We start from the raw sequence: 21,190 nt of genomic DNA, 5'->3' as shown, positions 1-21,190 counted from the left end.
AGGAACGCAGTCATGTGTTTTCTTAAAAGCGTGCCTCAGGCTTTGGCCAGGGCTCTTTGCTTAATCTCGGCAAAGTCGGCGGGCGGCTGGTGCAGATCCCAGCACGTACCGGCCTTGACGATCTGGCTGGGCGTCTCATGCCCGATCAAGGCCGGCAAGGCTCGCGCGGCGCTCAGCACCCGGGCCAGGTCCACGCCGCTGTCATAGCCCATGAGCTGCAGGGCATGCACGATTTCCTCGGTGCAGGCATTGCCAGACGCACCGGGCGCATAAGGGCAGCCGCCCAGCCCGCCCATCGAGGCATCAAAGCGATCCGCTCCTGCATCAATGGACGCCAGCACATTGGCCAGCGCCATGCCGCGGGTATTGTGAAAGTGCAGCGTGAGGCCCAGCGCCGGCCAACGCGACTTGAAGGCCTTGACCATCTCATGCACCTGGCTTGGATAGGCCATGCCCGTGGTGTCGCACAGGGTGATGCCCTGCACGCCGAGATCGGCAAAGCGCTGCACCCAGGCCAGTACCTCGGCCTGAGGTACATCGCCTTCCATGGGGCAACCAAAGCAGCAGGACAGCGACACATTGACCGGCGTGACCGCCTGCTGCGCCGTGGCAATGACTTGCTTGAGAGCTTCGAAGGACTGGCTGCGCTGCATGCGCAGATTGCAAAGGTTGTGGGTTTCGCTGACCGACATCACCAGGTTCAGCTCATCGGTGTGGGCCTCAATCGCCCGCTCAGCGCCGCGCACATTGGGCACCAGGGCCGTGTAGACGGTGCCGGGGCGGCGTTCAATCTCGCGCATCACGATCTCGCCATCGCGCAGCGCAGGAATGGCCTTGGGCGAGACAAAAGCCGTGACTTCGATCTTGGACAAGCCCGCTTGAGACAGCGCATTGACCAGGGCAATCTTGTCCTCGGTGGGCACAAACGCCTGCTCCATCTGCAAGCCATCGCGCATGCCGACTTCGTTCATGAAGATGCGGCGGCCCGCGCCGTTCCATACATTCAGGCCGTTCATTGGATGATTCCCTTGGCACGCAGCTGGGCGATCTGCTCGGCCGTCAAGCCGACTTCGGCCAGCACGGCATCGGTGTCGTCGCCCACATGGGGTGCGCTGCTGCGCACGGTACCGGGCGTGAGCGACAGTTTGGGCACGATGCCCGGCACTTCCACCTCAAAACCATCGCGGGTGCGCTGATTCAAAATCATCTCGCGGGCACGGTAGTGCGGGTCCTCGGCAATGTCCTTGGCCGTGTACACCTTGCCAGCGGGCACGCGGGCCTGGGCCAACTCGTCCATCACGGCTTGCACATTGCGCGTCTGGGTCCAGTCGCCAATGGCGGCATCGATCTCGGCCACGCGGGCCACGCGGCCTGCGTTATCGGCCAGATCGGGGGCATCGGCCATATCCTGGCGGCCAATGGCCGTCATCAGCCGCTTGAAGATGGAGTCGCCATTGCCCGCCACCAGCACCCAGCCATCAAGGCAAGGATAGGCATTAGACGGTGCAATACCCGGCAGCGCGCTACCAGCGGCCTCGCGCACCGCACCAAACGCGCTGTACTCGGGCAGCAGGCTTTCCATCACGTTGAAGACGGCCTCATGCAAGGCCACATCAATCACCTGTCCGGCTCCGCCCTGCACCTTGCGGTGATATAGCGCCATCATCACGCCGATCACGCCGTGCAGCGCCGCCAACGTATCGCCAATCGAGACACCGACCCGCACGGGCACGCGACCGGGCTCGGCTGTCAGATGGCGCAGGCCGCCCATGGCTTCGCCAATCACGCCAAAGCCGGGCAGATCGCGGTAAGGGCCGGTCTGGCCGTAACCGGAGATACGCAAAATCACCAGACCGGGGTTGATGGCATGCAGCTCCTCGGGCGACATGCCCCAGGCTTCCAGTGTGCCGGGCCTGAAGTTCTCTACCAGCACATCGGCTTCGGCAATCAGGCGTCTGGCCACGTCCTGCGCCTCCTTTTGCCGCAGATCCAAGGCCACGGAGCGCTTGTTGCGCGACTGCACCTGCCACCAGACCGAGGTGCCTTCCTTGATCAAACGCCAGTTGCGCAGCGGATCGCCCGCGCCGGGGGCTTCGATCTTGACCACATCGGCCCCGAATTCGCCCAGCGTCTTGCCGCAAAACGGGCCGGCAATCAGCTGCCCCATTTCCACCACTTTCACGCCTTCCAGGGCGCGCGCCGTTGCCGTCTGCGTGGCGGGATCCTTGATGTAGCTTGCGTTCATCCTTGTCTCTCTGTGCTTGGTCTGTACTGGGTTTCTGGTCGAAGTCCGGAAACCCTTTCGCTGCATGGTGCACGGAGCTGATGCATCAGCAAAGCGCTGATACGCGAAGCTGCCATCGCGTTTGGGCATAGCTGGGATAATGGCGGGCACATGAAACTGGACCCGATCAGCCTGCGCCTGTTTGTCGCCGTGATGGAAGAAAACGCCATCGCCCGCGCCGCCGCACGCGAACACATTGCCCCCTCGGCGGCCAGCCGCCGCCTGGCCGAGCTGGAAGCCCAGCTGCAGGTGGAGCTGTTCACCCGCAGCAACCGGGGCAGCAGCCCCACGGCCGCCGCTTTTGCACTCTTGAACATGGCGCGCGGCGTGCTCAACGAGATGGACGGGATTGCGCTGCAGATGAAGGACTATGCGCAAGACGGCGGCAAAGGCCTGCGCGGCCATGTGCGGGTGATGGCCAATATCTCCAGCATCACCCAGTTTCTGCCCGCTCAGCTGCAAAGCTTTTTGAGCCAGTACCCGCTGGTCGATGTACGCCTGCAGGAGCGCGTCAGCACCGACATTGCCCGCGCCGTGGAAGACAACGAGGCCGATATCGGCCTGCTCAACAACGGCAGCTACGGCAGCAAGATCCGCCTCAGGCCCTATCGACGCGACCGGCTGGCCGTGGTGGTACCCCTAGGTCATGCGCTGGCGCGCAAGCGCAGTCTGCGCCTGACCCAGGTGATAGCGCATGACCTGATAGGCATGCACGCAGACAGCGCCCTCAACCATCTGATCACCCGCGCGGCCGCAGACCAGGGCCTGCAGCCACGGCTTCGCATGAAGGTGACCGGCTATGACGCCCTGTGCCTGATGGTCGCCTCCGGCCTGGGCATAGGCATCCTGCCCGAAGGCAGCGCCCGCCTCTATACCGGCACGCTGCCGCTGCGCTGCATCGCGCTGGACGAGCCCTGGGCCGATCGCCAGCTCATGCTGTGCCTGCGCTCGCAGGATGCGCTCTCGCCCGTGGCTCAATTGCTGGTAGAGCATCTGTGCCTGCCGCAACATGCACCAACTCTTTGAATCTATGCTGGACTTTTTACCTCTCACCGCCACCACGGCAACGCCTCAACATCCGCGCCTGACCTGGGATATTTTTTGCCAAGTGATAGACAACTTTGGCGACGTGGGCGTGTGCTGGCGCACGGCCGCCGAACTGGTGGAGCGCGGCCAGAGCGTGCGCCTGTGGATGGACGATGCCTCGGCCTTGCAATGGATGGCCCCCCCGCCCCACCCTCAGGGCTTGAGCGTGCATGGCTGGCCCACGGCGCGCGCACAACTGCCCGATGTATTGGGCAATGTGGTGATCGAAGCCTTTGGCTGCGAAATACCGCCGGTGATGAAGCAAGCCATCGCGCAAAGTCCTTCCAAGCTGCCGGTCTGGATCAATCTGGAATACCTGTCGGCCGAAGACTATGTGGAACGCTGTCATCGCCTGCCCTCGCGCATCATGTCCGGCCCCGCTGCGGGCCTGACGCGCTGGTTCTTCTACCCGGGCTTCACGCCCGCCACCGGCTCCGTGGTGCGCGAGCAAAACCTGGGCGCGCGCCAGCAAGACTTTGCCGCCCGGCGCGGCCAATGGCGCGCGGCCCATGGCATTCAAGACCATGACTGCGCGGTTTCGCTGTTCTGCTACGAACCGGCGGCTCTGCCCCAGTTGCTGGATCAGCTTGGCTCCGTCTCGGCGCTCAGCCCTCAATTGCTGGTCACTCCCGGCCGTGCGGCGGCTGCCGTGCAGGCTTTGCCGCAGGCCGAGCCGCTCAAGCCCCGCTATCTGCAGCCCTGCCCGCAGCCGCAGTTTGACGAAATGCTCTGGGCCTGCGACCTGAACCTGGTGCGCGGCGAAGATTCGCTGGTACGCGCACTGTGGGCGGGCCAGCCCATGGTCTGGCATATCTACCCCCAGCACGACAATGCCCATCACGACAAGCTCGATGCCTTCCTCGACTGGCTGAACGCTCCGCACAGCCTGCGGGCGTTCCATCACGCCTGGAACGGTATGACCTCGCCGCAAACATTGCCTTTGCTCACGCCCGAAATGCTGCGTGAATGGCAAGCCTGCGTGCAGGCAGCTAGAGAAAGTTTGGCCACACAAAGCGACTTGATTGCACAGATTCAAGCCTTTAGTGCCGAAAAAAGATAAAATCTACGTTTTGCCTCTTTGAGAGTTTCGCCAGCAGGCGTTTCAGCTCTTGGGAGCGCACCCCCGCCGCGGACCACGCGGCAGGCCCCGCCGCCGCATCTTTGACCGTTGCTCCTTGCAACCATTGCGAACAGCTTGCCTGCCGTGTAGAGCGGCTCCAACCTGTCATAAGCAAGCCATGAAAATCGCTCAAGAAATCCGCGCCGGCAACGTGATCATGTTCGACAAGAACCCCATGATCGTTCTGAAGACCGAATACGCCCGTGGCGGCCGTGGCGCTGCCACCGTGCGCATGAAGCTCAAGAGCCTGATCGGCAACTTCGGCACGGAAAACGTGTTCAAGGCCGACGACAAGATCGACAACGTGATCCTGGACAAGAAGGAGTGCACCTACTCCTACTTCGCCGATCCCATGTATGTCTGGATGGACGAAGAGTTCAACCAGTACGAAGTCGAAGCCGAAAACATGGCCGACGCTCTGAACTACCTGGAAGACGGCATGACTGCTGAAGTCGTGTTCTATGACGGCAAGGCCATCTCCTGCGAACTGCCCACCACCATCGTGCGCGAAATCACCTGGACCGAGCCAGCTGTGAAGGGTGACACCTCCGGCAAGGTGATGAAGCCTGCCAAGATCGCTACCGGTTTTGAAGTGGCTGTGCCCCTGTTCGTGGCCCAGGAAGACAAGATCGAAATCGACACCCGCACCGGCGAATACCGTAAGCGCGTGTAATGCGGCTGCAGTCCTCACGACTGCTTCGCATGCAAAAAAGCTTCCTGTCATCAGGAAGCTTTTTTTATGGGCGCTCATTTACCGAGGCATGCCGGCGGCTGCATCTGCAAATAAAAAATGAGCTGCCAGCGCTTGGTGCATATGAAGTTCAAAGGCAAATACCTCTGAAGTTCAATCACATTCAGCGCAAGCAGCTCACTTTATGCAGACCGTCTTGGCATCAAAAGCCACAGGCGGCAAGCCGCCTGCAAGATCAGATGGGTTGGCCCACCAGATCGTGGCCTTGTGTGCGCACGATGCGCACGGTGATCAGATCGCCGACCTTGTAGGTCTTGCTGGCCTTTTCGGGCGGCAGCAGGTGCACCACGCCGTCGATCTCGGGCGCATCGGCATAGGTGCGGGCGATACCGCCTTTCTTGCCCATGCTGATGGACTTGTCGACCAGCACCTTCATGACCTGGCCCACGCGGCGCTGCAGGCGCTGGGTGGAAACTTCCTCGGCCACTTCCATGAAGCGGGCGCGGCGGGCCTCGCGCACTTCTTCGGGCAGCATGCCGGGCAACTCATTGGCGGTGGCACCTTCGACGGGGCTATAGGCAAAGCAGCCGGCGCGGTCGATTTCGGCTTCACGGATGAAGTTCAGCAGGTGCTCGAATTCTTCTTCGGTCTCACCGGGGAAACCGGCGATAAAGGTGGAGCGAATCACCAGCTCGGGGCAGACCTTGCGCCATTCGCGGATGCGATCCAGGTTCTTCTCGCCGCTGGCCGGGCGCTTCATGCGCTTGAGGACATCGGGGTGGCTGTGCTGCAGCGGCACGTCCAGATACGGAAGAATCTTGCCTTCGGCCATCAGCGGCAGAATGTTGTCCACCGTGGGATAGGGGTAGACATAGTGCAGGCGCACCCAGGCGCCGTGCTGCGCAGCCAGCTTGCCCAGCTCTTCGGTCAGCTCCAGCATGCGGGTCTTGACGGGCTTGCCATCCCAGAAACCGGTGCGGTACTTCACGTCCACGCCATAGGCGGAAGTGTCCTGGCTGATGACCAACAGCTCCTTGACGCCGCCTTCAAACAACGCCTTGGCTTCCTTGAGCACATCGCCAATCGGGCGCGAGACCAGATCACCGCGCATGGAGGGGATGATGCAGAACGTGCAGCGGTGGTTGCAGCCTTCCGAAATCTTCAGATACGCATAGTGCTTGGGCGTGAGCTTGATGCCGGCCTCGCCAAAAGCGCCGGGAATCAGGTCCACAAACGGGTCATGCGGCTTGGGCAGGTGGGCATGCACGGCATCCATCACCTCTTGCGTGGCATGCGGGCCGGTCACAGCCAGCACGCTGGGGTGCACTTCGGCCACCATGTTGCCGCCATCTTTGCCGGCCTTGGCACCCAGGCAACCGGTCACGATCACTTTACCATTGGCAGCCAGCGCTTCGCCAATGGTGTCCAGGCTTTCCCTAACGGCATCGTCGATGAAGCCGCAGGTGTTGACGATGACCAGATCCGCACCTTCAAAGGTCTTGGAGGTCTGATAACCCTCGGCGCTGAGCTGGGTCAGGATCAACTCGGAATCGGTCAAGGCCTTGGGGCAACCCAGGGACACAAAGCCGACCTTGGGGGCCGCTTGTGCAGAAATGTTTTGTTCGCTGGTCATCGGGGTATTCATTCAGAGTGAGGCTCAGTCCGCACCATCCACATGAGACCCATATGAATTCGCGTACCGGCCCATCCATGGCCAGCGAGCCGACATTAACCCTATATTTTACTGCCGCCCATGCAAACCATGTGCCAGCGCGGCTTTGTACCCTGGGCACAGACCGCCTTGAACCGCTGAGCCCAAGCCGTGGACATGGCCAAAGAAAGCCCCGCAGGCATGACCCGCGGGGCTTACGGCCGGCGTAACGACAGGTCTTACAGACCCATGCCCAAAATGGAATTGTCCGCGCGAAGCTCGCTGCCGCTGATCACGCTGGACTCATCCGATGCCAGAAACAGCACCAGCTGGGCAATGCGCTCTGGCATATAGGCCCGGCCGCCGCGGTTGTTCGCCGCATCGTGCAACACCATCTCCTTGCTCACGCCCCTGGGCAAAGAGGCTTGCATCATGGGGGTGTAGATGCCATCGGGGTGAATGGAGTTCACACGAACGGCATAGCCTTGCTTGCGGCAGTTGAGCGCTGCGGCGCGCGTGAGCGCCGCCACCGCAGCCTTGCTGGCGCTATAGCCGGCGTATTGCTCCACCGGCAGCCAGGATGACACCGATGCCATGTTGACGATGGAGCCGCCCTTTTCCTTCATGGCCGCCATGCCTTGCTGGCAGCCGATGAACACGGATTCGGTGTTGATCTGCAGCAGCCGGCGGAAATCGGCCAGGCGTCCGCTTTCCATATCGCCAGCCAGCAAGATGCCGGCGTTATTCACCAGCACATTGAGCACACCAAAGCGCTGCTGCACGGCGGCAATCACGCCAGTCCAATCCTCTTCGCTGCTCACGTCATGGCGCACAAACATGGCGCGCTCGCCCAGTTCGGCAGCCAGTTGCCGACCTGCTGCCTCGTTGATATCGCTGAATGCCACTTTGGCACCTTCGGCCAGCAGCAGCTTGACCACTTCCAGACCCACACCGCTGGCACCACCCGTCACCAACGCCACCTTGCTCTGAACCCGTCCCGTCATCTGTCTCCTCCTTGTTATGTCGCCATTTCAAAACCATCCGGTCCAGGTTTGTCCCAGACCCGTCCCGCCCGTCATTACCCACCATCGGGTGATGCGTGCCGGACGGCAGAAGTGCGAAACCATTGTTGGATTCGGTAAAACTGTTTGCATCGTCAAACAGGACTAAGGGCAGACGAGGCGCAGCCATAAAAAAAGCGGACCCGAAAGTCCGCCTGATTGAAACAAAAACTGCTCTCAACGTTTGAGACCCAGCACACCCAGCATTTGCTCGGTCTGCTTTTGCATTTGCTCCTGCATCTGGGAGAGCATGCTTTGCGACTGCTCCATATAGCTGCTCATCATGTTCTGCATCATGGGCGGCTGCATGCCCATGAACTGCTTCCAGGCCTCGGGCGAGGCACTGTGAGACTGCTCGGACAGCTTGTTCTGAAAATCCGTAAAAAGCTGCACGTTCTTTTCGATATACGTGCCCATATAGCCCTGCATGGTATGGCCGTAGAAGCGAATGATGTTGGCCAGCATGGCTTCGGAGAACATGGGCGTTCCGCCGGCCTCTTCCTCCAGAATGATCTGCAGCAGGATGGAGCGGGTCAGATCCTCGCCCGTTTTGGCATCTTTGATCACCACCTGCTCGCGATCCATGACCAGTTGCTTGACTTCGGCCAGGGTAATGTAAGACGAGGTGTCTGTGTCATACAGACGGCGGTTGGGATATTTCTTGATAACGCGTTGTGCGCTTTGTGGGGCTGCGCCCTGGTGTTGCTCTTGCATCGCAAGCTCCTCCTCTGTTGTGGGCATGGTCCATCTCTTTTGCACTGCAACAGATTTTAGGCAGACCCTGCCCCACTGCGCCAAGCGCTAACCCTGACTTGAGTGCGGCGCAGGTGCATTCCATGAAGCCAGGCATCTTGCATATGGCAACACAAACAAGAGCGAGTCTTGCAAAAATGTCAGCTTCAGCGTTTAAAGTGGCTCCGTTGTTTGACGAAAGGTTCAACAGATGAACATGCAAAAGACAGGCTCGGCACTTCTGACCACCGCTTTGATGGCGGCCGCAGGCTTTACGGCGACGGCTCATGCACAAGAAGGCGCAGCCACCCCAGCCCCTGCCGCCGCTGCGGCACAGGAGCCAGCAGCGCCCGCCCCATCCAACGTGGATGCAGCCGCAGCCAGTGCCGCACTGCTCAAGCGCTTGCAAGCGATTGTTGCGGCCGCCGACGGCAAGAGCAAGCTGGCAGCCAACAATTTCACCGAAGAGTTCCTCAAGCAGTCGCCCATGGACGCCGTACAAAAAGCACTGGCATCTCTGCACACCGGCATGGGCAGCTGCAAGACCGTGGCCCGCATGCAAAGCGGCAACCCGCTGGCCACAGGCGTGCTGCTGGACTGCGCCAAGGGCTACGCGCCGCTGGAGTTGGCCGTGGAAGCCAAAGCACCCTACCGCGTCACCGCCATGATGCTGCGCCCGCCTTTCTGGAAATAAGCGCCATCCTTCACCCAAAAAGGGCCGGGAGCATTCGCTTCCGGCCCTTTTTTCTCTACATCAGATAACTACCGGTTCCGGCTCCAGGCGGATACCAAAGCGTTCATACACACTGGTTTGAATGGCTCCGGCCAGCGTCATCACCTCGCCACCGGTCACGCTGGCATCGACGCTGTGACGATCACCCCGATTGACCAGCACCAGGGCCTGCCGGTCATAAACGCCGGCGCGCCCCAGGGTCTTGCCCTTCCAGCCGCAGGCATCGATCAACCAGCCAGCGGCCAGCTTGATGGAGCCATCATCCATGGGGTAGTGCACAATCTTGGGCTCGCGCGCAATGATGTCCGCGCACTGCTCGGGCGTCACCGTGGGGTTCTTGAAGAAACTGCCGGCATTGCCTATCACCTCGGGATCGGGCAGCTTGGCGCGACGGATTTCGCAGACCCAGTCAAAAATCTGCTGCGCCGTGGGGTTCTCTATGCCTTTTTCAGCCTGCTTGCGCTGCAGATCAAGATAGCCCAGATCGGCTTGCCAGTCCTTGGGCAAGACCAGGCGCACACGGGTGATGACGGCACGCCCCTTGAGGCCCAAGCCGCGTGGAATGGCGCTTGCACTGGCCACCGGCCAGTACTTGGGCTGGGCGGGCGCATGCTTGAACACCGAATCGCGATAGCCAAATGCACACTGGGCGGCGTTGAGGCTGAAGCTCTCACCCGTGGCCAGATCCACCGCATCCAGAGAATCGAAACGATCCTGCAGCTCCATGCCATAGGCACCGATGTTCTGCACCGGCGCCGCACCCACGGTGCCGGGAATCAGCGCCATGTTCTCCAGCCCCGTATAGCCCTGGGCCAGCGTCCAGGCCACCATGTTGTGCCAGCTCTCGCCGGCACCGATCTCCACCACCCAGTGTCTGTCGGTCTCACGCAGCAAGCGCATACCCATGATTTCCATCTTGAGCACCACGGGAGCCACGTCACCCGTCAACACCACGTTGCTGCCGCCGCCCAGCACGAACACGGGCTGGCGACCCCAGAGCGGATCGGCCAGGAACTGGCGCACATCCTCTTCGCTTCGGATGCGCACCAGCGTTTCAGCACGCGCAGCAATGCCAAAGGTGTTGCAATGCTGCAGGGGAACATTTTTCTCGACTAACATCCATGCAATTGTCGCACTGCGCCTGTGCTGCTGCAGGGAACACTCCCCCATCCCCGCCGGGCGCACTGCGGCTTGTCTCTGAACTGATAGATAGGAAAAGTCTCATGCCTTCTTTTGACACCGTGTGCGAAGCCGATTTCGTCGAAGTCAAGAACGCCGTCGATAACGCCACCAAGGAAATTGGCACCCGTTTCGACTTCAAGGGCACTTCGGCCGCCGTGGAACTCAAGGACAAGGAAATCACCATGTATGGCGATGCCGAGTTCCAGCTGCAGCAAGTGGAAGAACTGCTGCGCAACAAGCTGACCAAGCGCAATGTGGACGTGCGCTTCCTGGACATCCAGAAGGCCCAGAAGATTGGCGGCGACAAGGTCAAACAAGTCATCAAGGTCAAGAACGGCATTGAATCCGATCTGGCCAAGCAGCTGCAAAAGCTGATGAAAGAAAGCAAGCTCAAGGTGCAAGCCGCCATTCAGGAAGACAAGGTACGCATTACCGGCGCCAAGCGCGACGACCTGCAGGCGGCCATGGCACTGATCCGCAAGGACCTGGCCGACCATCCCCTGTCGTTCAACAACTTCCGCGACTAAGCCTCTGGCCCTCACCCCATGCACGCCTTCGCCCGCAAGCTTGGTATTTGGGCTGTCTCGGCCCTCTCCCTGACCGCCGGCGGGGGCTGGGCCCAGTCCGTGGCCCTGACGGGCGTGCTGGGCAGCAAGGCCTTGCTGGTCATTGATGGCGGCGCGCCCAAGGCCGTGGCCAGCAATGACAGCCACCAGGGCGTGCGCGTGCTACAGGTGGGAGCCGACTCGGTCGTGGTCGAAATCAAAGGCCAGCGCCAAACCATACGCCTAGGTGAGGCCCCGGTCAGCGTGGGCAGCCGAGGCAGCGGCGTCTCTGGCTCTCGCATCGTGCTCATGGCCGATGCCAGAGGCCACTTCATCGATCGCGGCCAGATCAACGGCAAGAGCATGCAATACATGGTGGACACCGGTGCCAGCACCGTGGCCATAGGCCGGGCCGATGCCGAACGCATGGGCCTGCCCTATCTGCAAGGCACGCCGGTGATGATGCGCACCGCCAACGGCACGGCCCAGGGCTGGAAGCTGATACTGGACAGCGTGCGCGTGGGTGATGTGGAGGTGCGTGGGCTGGAAGCCATCGTCGCCTCGCAGTCCATGCCCTATGTGCTGCTGGGCAACAACCTGCTGGCGCACTTCCAGATGACTCGGCAAGGCACGGAAATGATTCTGGTCAAGCGCTAAGCCGTGAACCACTCCAGCACTCCCCTTCAAGACAACGATCCTTACGAGGACCTGCTGGGTCTGTGGTCCGACCTGGAGGCCGCCCTGTCGGTGCTGTTGTCCGGGCCGCTGCAGATCAGCGATTTTCCGGGCAAGCTGCACCAGCTCGATCTGTGGCTGCAGGATCTGATCACGCAAAATTCGGACGCTGCCCTGTATCTGATGTTCCAGCGCGCCGCCTCATCCACCGTGGGCTATAGCGCCTCGCATGCCCTGGTGTGTGCCAGCCTGTGCGATGTGCTGGCGCGCGAGCTGCGGCTGGAAGAAACCGAGCGCAGAGTGCTGGTGCGTGCCGCACTGACCATGAATATCGGCATGAATGCGCTGCAAGACCAGTTGGCCGAGCAGCGTGAACCGCTGAGCAACCATCAGGCCGAGGCCGTCAAACGCCATGCGCAGGACAGCCGCGAGCTGCTGCAGCGCCTGATGATCGACGATGCGCTATGGCTGGAGGTGGTGGAGCAGCACCACGCGGCAAAGTCGCCCATGCCGCTGGCCATGCTCTCGCCGGCACAGCGCTTGGTGCGCATCCTGGGCGCCGTGGACCGCTATGCCGCAATGATCAGCCCGCGCAAGACCCGTGCCGGGCGCTCGGCCACCGAATCGCTGCAGATGCTGCAGCAAAACCAGCAGTACGCCGACGAAGTCAAGGCCGCACTGGTGCGCGTGGTCGGCCTTTATCCGCCTGGCACCTATGTGCAGCTGGCCAATGGCGAAATTGCCGTGGTGCTGCGCCGGGGCACGGCACCGGAACAGCCCGAAGTCGCCAGCGTCATCGACCAGAGCGGCCACAGCCTCTTTCCTCCCGTGCTGCACCAGCCGGGCCGCAGCCCGCTGCTGGTATCGGCCCTGGCACGCTCGGCCCTGAGCCTGGAGCTGGACCCGCGCGCCATGGCCCAGTTGGGCATGCACTGCGCCATGCACAACCAGGCGCTTTACCGCATGGTGCAGGTGCCGGGCACGCAGCGCCTTGCCTGAGATGTCAAAGACCTAGGCCGCCCACAGGCCGGCATGGTGACCCCGGGTGAAAGCCTCTTCCAGCACAGAGTAACCGGCCCAGTCCGCATGGGCAAAGGCCAGCCGCGCCGTGGCTGGCGTGGGCAGCGGCTGAACACGCTCACCATTTGATAGCTTCTTGCGATTATCTTGGTTGGACTGCAAGGCGATTTGACTCAAAATCTGTTGATCTCCCGGCCGTGGAATCGCCATGGCATGGCCATAGCGTGTGATCTCCATGCGCGTAGCGCGTAGCAGCAAATCGGGGTGAGGTTCGCTGAGGCTTTGCACAATACGGTTGCGCCAGAACTCAAACGGCTGGCTCAGCAACTGCTGGCGGCCGTCGGCCCAGTCGCCCAGCGCCTGGTAGTAGCTGAGTACCGTGGGCCGCTTGCTGATGCGATCCAGCCGCTGATTGCCGGCATCCACATAGCCCAACCCTCCCGCATTGGGGTCTTCGAACATCACGTTGTCCCAGGCCGGCTCGGCGCCCGGCCTGTCGGTCAGGGCGCTGCCGATATGGATATTGGCCACCAGCCACGGCGCCCAGTCCAGCCGCTGGGCTACGATACGTAAAAAATCGGGCGCATTGCGCACCACACGCGCAGCCACAAACGTCGGCAAGGCCACCACGCAGCGCCGGGCAAGCCAGCGTTCGTGCTGCTGGCGACCATGGTGATAGGTATCGATCTGCACGCCATGCCGGTCTTCGGTGATGGACAGTACGCTGCAATCCGTCACCTGCTGTGTGCTCACCAGCCGCGCCGCCAGCTGCTGCGACAGCCAGCCATTGCCCTGAGGCCAGGTCAGCACCTGATCGCCGCCATCATCTTGCACCTCCTCGGAGCCATGGCCCGATGCGGGTCGCGGCGCATGAAAGCCATGGCGGCTGGCAAAGTAGTGAATGCCGGCCCAGGCCGAGACGCGGGAGATTCCGGCCCCGAAATCATCGCGGCAACAGTAATTCAAATACCACAGCAGCTGCGGATCAGCGATGCCCTGCGCTGCCAGCCAGGCATCAAACCGCTGCGCATCCAGCGCCGCATGGGCTGCAGGCAAGCCACCTTCACGCTGCCAAACGCGCACAGAGGGCATGGCAAAGCGCGACTCGGTCATCGCTTTTTTGACCTGCCGTTCAAACTCTGCGTACTGATCCAGCGTGCGCTGGGCAACGCCCTGTACGGGCAGCAAGCCCTCGTGCCAGGCGCCCTGCCAGTAAAGGCGTTCTTGCGGGCTATGGCATAGATAGCGCTCGTCGTAGCTCCAGCGGCCGGCCGCGCGCTGGCGCAGACCCAGTTCTTCCAGCCAGTCCTGCACCTCGGGCGCATCGTCGCCGGGCACGGGCAAATAATGCGCACCCAGCGGGCAGGCCATACCGCCCAGCATCCCGCCCTGGCTGTTGCCGCCCATGGCGCTCTGGGTATCGAGCAAGGCTGCACCTTCCACACCGCCAGCCTCCAGCGCCCGGGCCGCCGCCAGCCCGGCCATGCCGCCGCCGGCAATCACCACCGGTGCGCGGTGCACCACGGCAGGAGCCGGCAAATTCAGGCCCTGCGCCAGGCGCTGCCACTGCGCACGCATGGCGTGGCCGCGCTCCAGCGTCACGCCGGTAAAGCCGCCGGGCAGATCATCCACCACGGGAACGCGCGGGGAACAGCCGGTCAGGGCCAGCGTGCCCAATGAACCCAACGAGCCCCAGGCACCCAGCGCTGCGGTCTGCAGCCATTGGCGGCGATCAATGTTCAAGCTTGCCCCATTCGCGCTCATAGGTGTTGACCAGCACCTGGTTGGACAAGCGATTCACCTCGGCGGGCACACGCGCCATGTCCAGCGGAAAGTCAAACATCAGCCGCAGCGTGGGCAGTGTGAGAAAACGCATGCCTTCGGGCAGGCTGGTAGGCTCGCGCCAGGGGCGATGGCTGGCGATCACAAAGCCCCATTCGCCAAAACTGGGCACATGAGCGTGATAAGGCTTGACCGTCAGGCCCACGGATTCCATGGTCTGCACCACGGTCCAGAAGCTCTGGCGCGCAATCAGCGGCGATGTGGTCTGCACCACGGCATAGCCGCTGGCGGACAGGCGCTTGTCCAGCAGCGCATAGAAACTGGCGGTGAACAGCTTGCCGATGGCGAAATTGGTGGGATCGGGAAAGTCCACCACGATCACATCAAACACCTCATCGGTTTGCTGCAGCCACTGAAAAGCATCGGTGTTGACAATCCTGACCCGCACATCATTGAGCGCCTGACCATTGAGCGCACTCATCATGGCATTGCTTTTGAACAGCTCTGTCATGGCCGGATCCAGCTCCACCAGCGTGACCGCCTCCACGCTGGGGTACTTGAGCATCTCGCGCACGGCCATGCCGTCGCCGCCGCCCAGAACCGCTACCTTTTTCGGAGCGCCTTGCGCCGCCATGACGGGGTGCACCAAGGCCTCGTGATAGCGGTACTCATCACTCTGGGCAAACTGCAGATTGCCGTTCAGATACAGACGCGCGCCCTGGCGGCCCTGGGTGACCACGATGCGCTGGTAGGGCGTGGCACTGCTGAGCACGATGCGATCCTGGTAGAAATGGTCATCGGCCAACTTGGTCAAATGATCCGCACCAAAAATACCAGCCCCCAGCACGCCCATGACGGCCGCGCAGGCCCAGGCATGGGCGCGCAGATTGCGCAATTCGTTCTTGAACAGCAGCAGCGCCCACACGGCAATCGCGGCATTCATGAAGCCGAACAGCAGGCCTGTACGCACCAGCCCCAGCTTGGGCACCAGCAAGATGGGAAAGGCCAGCGACACGGCCAGCGCGCCCAGATAGTCAAAGGTCAGCACCTGCGAGACCAGATCCTTGAGCGTGGCATTGCGCTTCAAGATCCGCATGACCAGTGGAATCTCCAGCCCCACCAGCGTGCCCACCAGCAGCACCATGCCGTAAAGCAGAAAACGGAAGGCTCCGGGCACATAGGCATTGGCCAGAAACAGCACCGCCGGCAAGGCGCCACCAATCAAGGCCACCAGCAGCTCTATGCGCAGAAAATGCGCCGGCAGATGGGTTTCGAAATAGCGCGACAGCCATGAGCCAATCCCCATGGCAAACAGATAGGTGCCGATGATGGTGGAGAACTGCAGCACCGAATCGCCCAGCAGATAGGACGCCAGCGCGCCCGCAGCCAGTTCGTACAACAGGCCGCAGGCCGCAATCACGAACACGCTGGTCAACAGTGCCACATCAATGGGCCGTGGCCCCGCCACCTTCACATTCGTCAAACCACCCTCAACTTTCAGAAAAGCCATGGCCCGAGGCCGGCGCACGCCAGGCCAGAGACATAGCGCCGGGACCTAAGCCAACCGCCACGCAGCAAGGATGTCGTCCCGCGGCGCCGCCAACCAGGAAGTCCGGTCAGTGAATCGCCGCTGCCACGATGATGCTGATGCCCAGACACATGGCGGCCACCACCATGGCGAGGGCCTTGTTGTGCTTTTCCACAATCTCGGCCCACATGTCCACGGGCGTGATCTTGTCGATGATGAAAAAACAGACCCAGAACACCACCACACCCACCAGGGCATAGAGGATGGAGCCGAAGAAATTTTGGGCGCTGAACCAGTCGATGTTCATGGTCGATTCTCCTTGTCTCAAAAAATGTGAGCTTGCAGACACAGGTCTGCAAAACCACGCTTATTTATGGCTGCCACCCGAGGTGTAGCCGCCGTAGGATCCGCTGCTGGAGCGGCTGTAATTGCAATTGGGATCGGTGCGCGGATCACAGCTGGGGCTGGAGACACAGGCTCTCAAAAAAGGCAGGGTGAACAACAGCACGAACAGCCAGAACAAGATGCTGCCAATGCTGAAACGGCTGCCCGACAGCGGGCTGACCTGGGATCGGTCCTTGAGCTTGTCAACGCCAAAGGACTGGGCCAGGGTCTGCGCGCTCACGTGTTGGCCGTGGGTCCAGGTGCTCTCGTTGTTGGCAGTCTCCAGGGCCAGAGACGCCTGCTTGCCGCCATAGACATAGTCCACATTGCTGGTGACCTGGCCCTTGGCAACCGGCCAGTAAAACTCGCCTTCGGCATACAGCGTGGTCGCCAGATAGGCCGACTCCTTGCTGTATTTGCGCTTCATATAAGTGGCAGTGTTGCCATTCTTGGAGAGCTTGGCCGCGCCGCTGATGACGCGCGCCGTGCTCCAGCCATCGAGCGAATCGACGATGAAGGAGAAGCCGGCCTTTTGGTTGTAGAGCAGGTATTCATCCCACTCAAAGGTCTCATCGTCGTCTTCCTCGCCCAGCTCCCGTCCCGACCGCCTTTGAAAACCCACCACCTGCCATTCCAGGCCATCGAGTCTGCCATTCTTGCCCAGCGGAATCTGTGGCTTGATCTTCTTGCGCTGCTCGGCATAGCTGAGCTCTCCGCCCATGCCAGCGCTCATGTCGATCAGGCTGCCGCAGCTGGGGCAGCTCATGGCCTTGGTGGTGTCAAAGCGCACCGGCACCACGGCGGCGCATTTGGGGCAATTAAAGTGGCGGCCCTGCTCCTTCTTGGTCGCAGCCTTGTCGCGCAGGCCTTGCATCTGCAGGGCTTCTAACTTGACGGGTGCGCCCAGGGTGTAGACCGGTGCCTTGCCGCTGAAGTCCGCCGACAGGATCTGGTCCTTGTCATTGCGCAACTCCACCAGCTTGAAGCTCTTGCCCAGCGCAGGCAGTTGCGTCAGCTCGCCCTGGGCCGCCAACAGCTGCGAATTTTGCACACTGGTGACGGTAAAGGACAGATCGCCCGCCTTGAGTTCCCGCCCCATGCGCCATTCGCGCGGATTGAACTCGCTCACATTCCAGCCCGGCGGAGCCCAAGCAAACGAGAAGGTAAAGCTGCCGTTGTCCTCGCTCAGGTAGGCAATCTCCCCATCGCTGAGGGCAGCCATCCATTCGGACCAGTTGCCGGCATCGCTTTTGTATTGCGCCCACCCTACCAGGGTGAAAGGCTGGGGCTTGCCATTGCGCCCCACCATGCCCGAAGCGCCCAATTGGAGCGGGCTGTAGTCCTCGAACACCTCGGCCATGGAGCCCACGCGCTTGAGCACCTCGCCTTCTCGCACCACCGTGCTTCGGCAAAACTCGCAGACGGCAAAGCTCGATTGCGCGCTGGCAAAGTGAACCGGAGCGCCACAACCAGGACAAGGAGCGCTGTAATCACGCTGCGATGGGCCGGATGCCATAAATAGGGAGTTCTCGTTGATGTCTTGCGAGGAGGTTTTGCTACGTTATCAGGAGCTTCTTGCGCTTACCCTGAAATACTCTCAACACTGTTTGTACTGCAAAACCAAGTACACCGTGCGCAGCCTGCTGTTGATTGAGGAGTCTATCCGCTTTCATCCAGGCCCTTGGCTGGACGCTTGAAGCCTGCGCTTCAGCGCCCTCGCCAAGCAGCGCAGGATCAGCGGCGCCTGCTCTTGCTGCCGTGCTTGGCCGCCGCAGCACCGGCTGCCGCATCCTGCTTTTTCTTGCCCAGCTTGGACTCCTTGCCGGCCATCAGACGCTGGATGTTCTCGCGATGGCGCCAGACCAGCAGCGCAGCCATGGCCACAATCGCCACCGTGACGGGAGTCTCCGCATACCAGACCACGCCACTGCACAGCACGTAGTAGACCGGCGCAAAAATCGCGGCCACCAGCGAAGCCAGCGAGGAATAGCGAAAGAACACCGCCATAATCAGCCAGGTCAGCGCAGTCGCCAGACCCAGCCAGCCGCTGATGCCCAGCAGCACGCCCAGCGCCGTGGCCACGCCCTTGCCGCCCTGAAAGCCAAAGAACACCGGGTACAGATGGCCCAGAAACGCGGCCAGGCCCGCCATGGCCATCGTGCCTTCGGCCAGACCGAAATCGGCACCAAACCATTTGATCAACATCACCGGCAACCAGCCCTTGACGGCATCCAGCAGCAGCGTGACGGCGGCTGCCGCCTTGCTGCCCGAGCGCAGCACATTGGTCGCACCCGGATTGCCGCTGCCATAAGTGCGCGGATCATTGAGCCCCATGGTGCGGCTGACGATGACCGCAAACGACAGGGAGCCGATCAAATAGGCCGCAATCACGGCGATCAGGGAATACAGGGCGGTCAATTGAAATCCTTGTGCCAGAAACTGGCGCTTGTTCTTTGATGTGATTTTTGGCTTTGGCAGCCAAGCTGTTAAAGCTTTGCGCCTATTTTGCCAGCGCACAGCCCATGGCTTGCGCTTGCGGTGGATCAATACAGCCTAATCGCTCATGCCATGCGCAAGAATGCAAATTTACCCGCGCCACGGCAGTCCTGTTGCTGTTTTCAAGGCCCCAAAACTGTCTGCATCCGGTGCCACCTGCGCTTGGCGGTTCACCATCGTTTGAGATGGAAGACGGGAAAAATCCTGAAAATGGCATGATCAAACCCATCAATCAGTTCAGGCCTTCGGCCTGACGCTTTTTGAGCCCATGGATTCTAGGTAATGCGATGAAGTTGATGAACGCTCCCGAAACCCCTGCGACCAAATTCCTGCAACAGCATGGCGCCGAATATTCCAGCCACCTTTATGCCTATGAAGAGCATGGCGGCACCAAGGTGTCTTCCAGAGAACTCAATGTTGACGAGCACTCGGTGGTCAAAACCCTGGTTATGGAAAATGAATCAGCCAAGCCCTTGATCGTGTTGATGCACGGTGATTGCAAGGTATCGACCAAGGAACTGGCACGCCAGGCCGGATACAAGAAGATCGAGCCCTGCAAACCCGAAGTCGCCAATCGGCATACCGGATTTCTGGTCGGAGGCACCAGCCCGTTCGGCACCAAAAAGAAGATGCCGGTGTTTGTTGAAAAAAGTATTCTCGAATTGCCCAGGATCTACATCAACGGCGGCCGCCGCGGCTATCTGGTGGGAATCGCGCCACCAGAGCTGCTGCGCTTGCTCGAGCCGCAAATCGTTGAAGTGGCGCTCAAGGGCTGATGCCCTAGCCTGCTGCCGCCTGAAACGACAACGGGGCACAAAGCCCCGTTGCAAGTGCTTGAATATGCAAGCACCCAATAGCGTCTCGAAACCCAGCCCAGCACCCGGGCTCTGGGGCCCGGGGATTTGAGCCGCGCAAGGAGTTAGCGCACTTTGGACAGAATGCAGTCTGCCGTGATTTCCTGCGACGAACGGGCACCGAGCATGGCCATGTTGCGATCCACTTCGTCGCGCAGCAAGGTGATGGCGTGATCGACACCGACCTGGCCTCCCACAGCAGCGGCATACATGAAGGGGCGACCCAGAAACACCATGCGGGCGCCCAGTGCCATGGCCTTGATCACATCTGCGCCGCGGCGCACGCCGCTGTCCATCATCACCACGGTTTGATGGCCTACCTTGTCGACGATACCCGGCAACACCTCTAACGGAGCCGCAGCGCCATCGAGCTGGCGACCGCCGTGGTTGGACACGATGATGCCGTCGGCACCGGCCTCCACGGCTCGCAGCGCGTCGTGTTCGCTGAGCACGCCCTTGATGACCAGATTGCCCGACCAGCGACGGCGAATTTCCTGCACATGCTGCCAGGTCAGGTGATCGCGTCCTGTAGTATCGCGGATGGCGGAATTCGACAGCATGGGCGCACCGCGCGTGGCAAAGGAATTCTCGAAATGCGGCATGCCGTGCGACAGCAGCGTGCGCATGAAAGTGCCAACCAGCCAGCGCGGACGAATCATGCCGTCCCAGGCCAGGCGCAGCGAGGGCCGCAGCGGCATGGAAAAGCCGGTACGCACATTGTTTTCGCGGTTGGCCCAGACAGGGATGTCCACGGTGAGAACCAGGGTCTTGAAGCCGGCCGCCTCGACCCGGTCGATCAGACCGGCAATACGGGAGGTATCGCCGGGCAGATAGGCCTGAAACCAGGTACCCGGTGCCGCCTGGTGCACGTCTTCCATCTTGATCAGCGAAGTGCCGCTCATGATGGCCGGAATGCCGGCCGATGCGGCTGCCTGCGCCAGCACGATGTCGCCGCGATAGGCCGAAATGGCGCTGATGCCGACTGGAGCTACGCCAAACGGCGAGGCATAGGTTTCGCCGAAGATGGTGGTCTGCTGGTTTCTCTTGGCCACATCCACCATCACCCGGGTGCTGAAGCTGTAGTCCTGAAAGGACTGGCGGTTGGCCTTGAGCGAGATATTGTCTTCGGCCGCACCTGCGATGTAGCCAAAGAGAGGACGCGGCAGATGCTTGCGGGCAGCCGTCTCGAAATCGTCCAGCGACAAGATGTTCTGCAGTCTGCGCGGCAGGTCTGGCCGCTTGCCGTAAGCGGCCTGTGCAGCCACCCGCGCAGGTTGAGACAGGGGCGAGAGGGTGGAGTCAGAGCTCATCGGAAGTAGCCAAGCAAAAAGGACAGACGAAAAGACCCGGTCTGGCAATCACACCA

At 61.4% G+C, this 21,190-nt stretch carries 20 protein-coding genes; 8 read left to right on the top strand and 12 right to left on the bottom strand.

Translation table 11 applies throughout. The annotated features are described in order from the left end of the window. Positions 1–35: 35 nt before the first annotated feature. Positions 36–1,016: a hydroxymethylglutaryl-CoA lyase gene (locus ACNAZA_RS08140; protein ID WP_415796009.1), complete on the bottom strand. Its 981-nt coding sequence runs from the start codon at positions 1,014–1,016 to the stop codon at positions 36–38. Next, on the bottom strand, positions 1,013–2,245 hold the full coding sequence (locus tag ACNAZA_RS08135) for a CaiB/BaiF CoA transferase family protein (protein WP_415796008.1): 1,233 nt from the start codon (positions 2,243–2,245) through the stop codon (positions 1,013–1,015). Before ACNAZA_RS08135 ends, ACNAZA_RS08140 begins: the two co-directional genes overlap by 4 nt. 150 nt (positions 2,246–2,395) lie before the next feature. Between ACNAZA_RS08135 and ACNAZA_RS08130 the strand changes: the two genes are divergently transcribed. From ACNAZA_RS08130 to efp, 3 genes are all read left to right on the top strand, one after another. Continuing rightward, positions 2,396–3,310, top strand: coding sequence for a LysR family transcriptional regulator (locus tag ACNAZA_RS08130; RefSeq protein WP_415796007.1), 915 nt, complete (start codon positions 2,396–2,398; stop codon positions 3,308–3,310). Positions 3,311–3,314: 4 nt separating this feature from the next. Then, complete coding sequence (gene earP / locus ACNAZA_RS08125) at positions 3,315–4,430, top strand: elongation factor P maturation arginine rhamnosyltransferase EarP (protein ID WP_415796101.1); 1,116 nt, start codon at positions 3,315–3,317, stop codon at positions 4,428–4,430. 178 nt (positions 4,431–4,608) lie between these two features. Continuing rightward, positions 4,609–5,163 (top strand): elongation factor P, encoded by a 555-nt coding sequence (efp, locus tag ACNAZA_RS08120; protein WP_415796005.1) that lies wholly within the window; start codon positions 4,609–4,611, stop codon positions 5,161–5,163. A 253-nt stretch (positions 5,164–5,416) separates the two neighbouring features. Here the strand turns inward: efp and rimO are convergent, their stop codons facing one another. The 3 genes from rimO to phaR all read right to left on the bottom strand — a co-directional run bounded on the left by rimO (position 5,417) and on the right by phaR (position 8,607). Continuing rightward, positions 5,417–6,814 carry a 30S ribosomal protein S12 methylthiotransferase RimO gene (gene rimO / locus ACNAZA_RS08115; protein WP_415796003.1) on the bottom strand — a complete coding sequence of 466 codons (1,398 nt, stop codon included), beginning with the start codon at positions 6,812–6,814 and terminating at the stop codon, positions 5,417–5,419. 257 nt (positions 6,815–7,071) lie between these two features. Continuing rightward, positions 7,072–7,836 (bottom strand): SDR family oxidoreductase, encoded by a 765-nt coding sequence (locus tag ACNAZA_RS08110; RefSeq protein ID WP_415796002.1) that lies wholly within the window; start codon positions 7,834–7,836, stop codon positions 7,072–7,074. A 234-nt stretch (positions 7,837–8,070) separates the two neighbouring features. Continuing rightward, positions 8,071–8,607: a polyhydroxyalkanoate synthesis repressor PhaR gene (phaR, locus tag ACNAZA_RS08105; RefSeq protein ID WP_120968974.1), complete on the bottom strand. Its 537-nt coding sequence runs from the start codon at positions 8,605–8,607 to the stop codon at positions 8,071–8,073. Between the two features lie 235 nt (positions 8,608–8,842). Here phaR and ACNAZA_RS08100 point away from each other — a divergent pair, with 235 nt between their 5' ends. Beyond that, positions 8,843–9,319 (top strand): hypothetical protein, encoded by a 477-nt coding sequence (locus ACNAZA_RS08100; RefSeq protein ID WP_415796000.1) that lies wholly within the window; start codon positions 8,843–8,845, stop codon positions 9,317–9,319. Positions 9,320–9,379: 60 nt separating this feature from the next. Here ACNAZA_RS08100 and murB read toward each other — a convergent pair whose 3' ends face one another. After that, positions 9,380–10,477: a UDP-N-acetylmuramate dehydrogenase gene (gene murB, locus ACNAZA_RS08095; RefSeq protein WP_415795999.1), complete on the bottom strand. Its 1,098-nt coding sequence runs from the start codon at positions 10,475–10,477 to the stop codon at positions 9,380–9,382. A gap of 104 nt (positions 10,478–10,581) precedes the next feature. Here murB and ACNAZA_RS08090 point away from each other — a divergent pair, with 104 nt between their 5' ends. From ACNAZA_RS08090 to ACNAZA_RS08080, 3 genes are read left to right on the top strand one after another with little or no spacing between them, the layout of a single operon-like run. Next, entirely contained in the window at positions 10,582–11,067 is a 486-nt protein-coding gene (locus tag ACNAZA_RS08090) for a YajQ family cyclic di-GMP-binding protein (protein ID WP_120968983.1), read from the top strand. 18 nt (positions 11,068–11,085) lie between these two features. Continuing rightward, entirely contained in the window at positions 11,086–11,742 is a 657-nt protein-coding gene (locus ACNAZA_RS08085) for a retropepsin-like aspartic protease family protein (RefSeq protein ID WP_415795998.1), read from the top strand. 3 nt (positions 11,743–11,745) lie between these two features. Beyond that, a complete protein-coding gene (locus ACNAZA_RS08080; protein WP_415795997.1) occupies positions 11,746–12,759 on the top strand; it encodes an HD-GYP domain-containing protein in 1,014 nt (337 codons plus the stop codon). Between the two features lie 12 nt (positions 12,760–12,771). On the opposite strand, the gene ACNAZA_RS08075 is transcribed toward ACNAZA_RS08080, so the two are convergent. The 5 genes from ACNAZA_RS08075 to plsY form a co-directional block, all read right to left on the bottom strand. After that, entirely contained in the window at positions 12,772–14,517 is a 1,746-nt protein-coding gene (locus ACNAZA_RS08075) for an NAD(P)-binding protein (protein ID WP_415796100.1), read from the bottom strand. Then, positions 14,513–16,072: a polyamine aminopropyltransferase gene (locus ACNAZA_RS08070; protein ID WP_415795996.1), complete on the bottom strand. Its 1,560-nt coding sequence runs from the start codon at positions 16,070–16,072 to the stop codon at positions 14,513–14,515. The genes ACNAZA_RS08075 and ACNAZA_RS08070 overlap by 5 nt, the downstream gene beginning before the upstream one ends. 106 nt (positions 16,073–16,178) lie before the next feature. Then, a complete protein-coding gene (locus ACNAZA_RS08065; protein WP_415795995.1) occupies positions 16,179–16,397 on the bottom strand; it encodes a DUF350 domain-containing protein in 219 nt (72 codons plus the stop codon). Between the two features lie 60 nt (positions 16,398–16,457). Beyond that, positions 16,458–17,990, bottom strand: coding sequence for a DUF4178 domain-containing protein (locus ACNAZA_RS08060; protein ID WP_415795994.1), 1,533 nt, complete (start codon positions 17,988–17,990; stop codon positions 16,458–16,460). A 218-nt stretch (positions 17,991–18,208) separates the two neighbouring features. Next, the gene (plsY, locus tag ACNAZA_RS08055; RefSeq protein ID WP_415795993.1) at positions 18,209–18,892 is read right to left on the bottom strand and encodes a glycerol-3-phosphate 1-O-acyltransferase PlsY; all 684 of its coding nucleotides are present in this window, start codon (positions 18,890–18,892) and stop codon (positions 18,209–18,211) included. Positions 18,893–19,257: 365 nt separating this feature from the next. On the opposite strand from plsY, the gene ybaK reads away from it, so the two are divergent. After that, positions 19,258–19,746, top strand: coding sequence for a Cys-tRNA(Pro) deacylase (gene ybaK, locus ACNAZA_RS08050; protein WP_415796099.1), 489 nt, complete (start codon positions 19,258–19,260; stop codon positions 19,744–19,746). Positions 19,747–19,889: 143 nt separating this feature from the next. Here the strand turns inward: ybaK and ACNAZA_RS08045 are convergent, their stop codons facing one another. Beyond that, on the bottom strand, positions 19,890–21,134 hold the full coding sequence (locus ACNAZA_RS08045) for an alpha-hydroxy acid oxidase (RefSeq protein ID WP_120969007.1): 1,245 nt from the start codon (positions 21,132–21,134) through the stop codon (positions 19,890–19,892). Positions 21,135–21,190: the final 56 nt, after the last annotated feature.

The organism is Comamonas aquatilis, assembly GCF_965139575.1.
In the GTDB taxonomy this organism is placed as follows: domain Bacteria; phylum Pseudomonadota; class Gammaproteobacteria; order Burkholderiales; family Burkholderiaceae_C; genus Comamonas; species Comamonas aquatilis.
The sequence above is the reverse complement of the archived record's forward strand: the minus strand, read 5'-3'. Positions and strand labels throughout refer to the sequence as shown.

Coding starts and splice junctions, on each gene's coding strand:
- efp (WP_415796005.1), top strand. CDS start 4,609: ATGAAAATCGCTCAAGAAATCCGCGCCGGCAACGTGATCATGTTCGAC.
- rimO (WP_415796003.1), bottom strand. CDS start 6,814: ATGACCAGCGAACAAAACATTTCTGCACAAGCGGCCCCCAAGGTCGGC.
- ACNAZA_RS08110 (WP_415796002.1), bottom strand. CDS start 7,836: ATGACGGGACGGGTTCAGAGCAAGGTGGCGTTGGTGACGGGTGGTGCC.
- phaR (WP_120968974.1), bottom strand. CDS start 8,607: ATGCAAGAGCAACACCAGGGCGCAGCCCCACAAAGCGCACAACGCGTT.
- ACNAZA_RS08070 (WP_415795996.1), bottom strand. CDS start 16,072: ATGGCTTTTCTGAAAGTTGAGGGTGGTTTGACGAATGTGAAGGTGGCG.
- ybaK (WP_415796099.1), top strand. CDS start 19,258: ATGAAGTTGATGAACGCTCCCGAAACCCCTGCGACCAAATTCCTGCAA.
- ACNAZA_RS08060 (WP_415795994.1), bottom strand. CDS start 17,990: ATGGCATCCGGCCCATCGCAGCGTGATTACAGCGCTCCTTGTCCTGGT.
- ACNAZA_RS08085 (WP_415795998.1), top strand. CDS start 11,086: ATGCACGCCTTCGCCCGCAAGCTTGGTATTTGGGCTGTCTCGGCCCTC.
- ACNAZA_RS08090 (WP_120968983.1), top strand. CDS start 10,582: ATGCCTTCTTTTGACACCGTGTGCGAAGCCGATTTCGTCGAAGTCAAG.
- ACNAZA_RS08130 (WP_415796007.1), top strand. CDS start 2,396: ATGAAACTGGACCCGATCAGCCTGCGCCTGTTTGTCGCCGTGATGGAA.
- ACNAZA_RS08065 (WP_415795995.1), bottom strand. CDS start 16,397: ATGAACATCGACTGGTTCAGCGCCCAAAATTTCTTCGGCTCCATCCTC.
- ACNAZA_RS08100 (WP_415796000.1), top strand. CDS start 8,843: ATGCAAAAGACAGGCTCGGCACTTCTGACCACCGCTTTGATGGCGGCC.
- ACNAZA_RS08140 (WP_415796009.1), bottom strand. CDS start 1,016: ATGAACGGCCTGAATGTATGGAACGGCGCGGGCCGCCGCATCTTCATG.
- earP (WP_415796101.1), top strand. CDS start 3,315: ATGCTGGACTTTTTACCTCTCACCGCCACCACGGCAACGCCTCAACAT.
- ACNAZA_RS08045 (WP_120969007.1), bottom strand. CDS start 21,134: ATGAGCTCTGACTCCACCCTCTCGCCCCTGTCTCAACCTGCGCGGGTG.
- ACNAZA_RS08135 (WP_415796008.1), bottom strand. CDS start 2,245: ATGAACGCAAGCTACATCAAGGATCCCGCCACGCAGACGGCAACGGCG.
- murB (WP_415795999.1), bottom strand. CDS start 10,477: ATGTTAGTCGAGAAAAATGTTCCCCTGCAGCATTGCAACACCTTTGGC.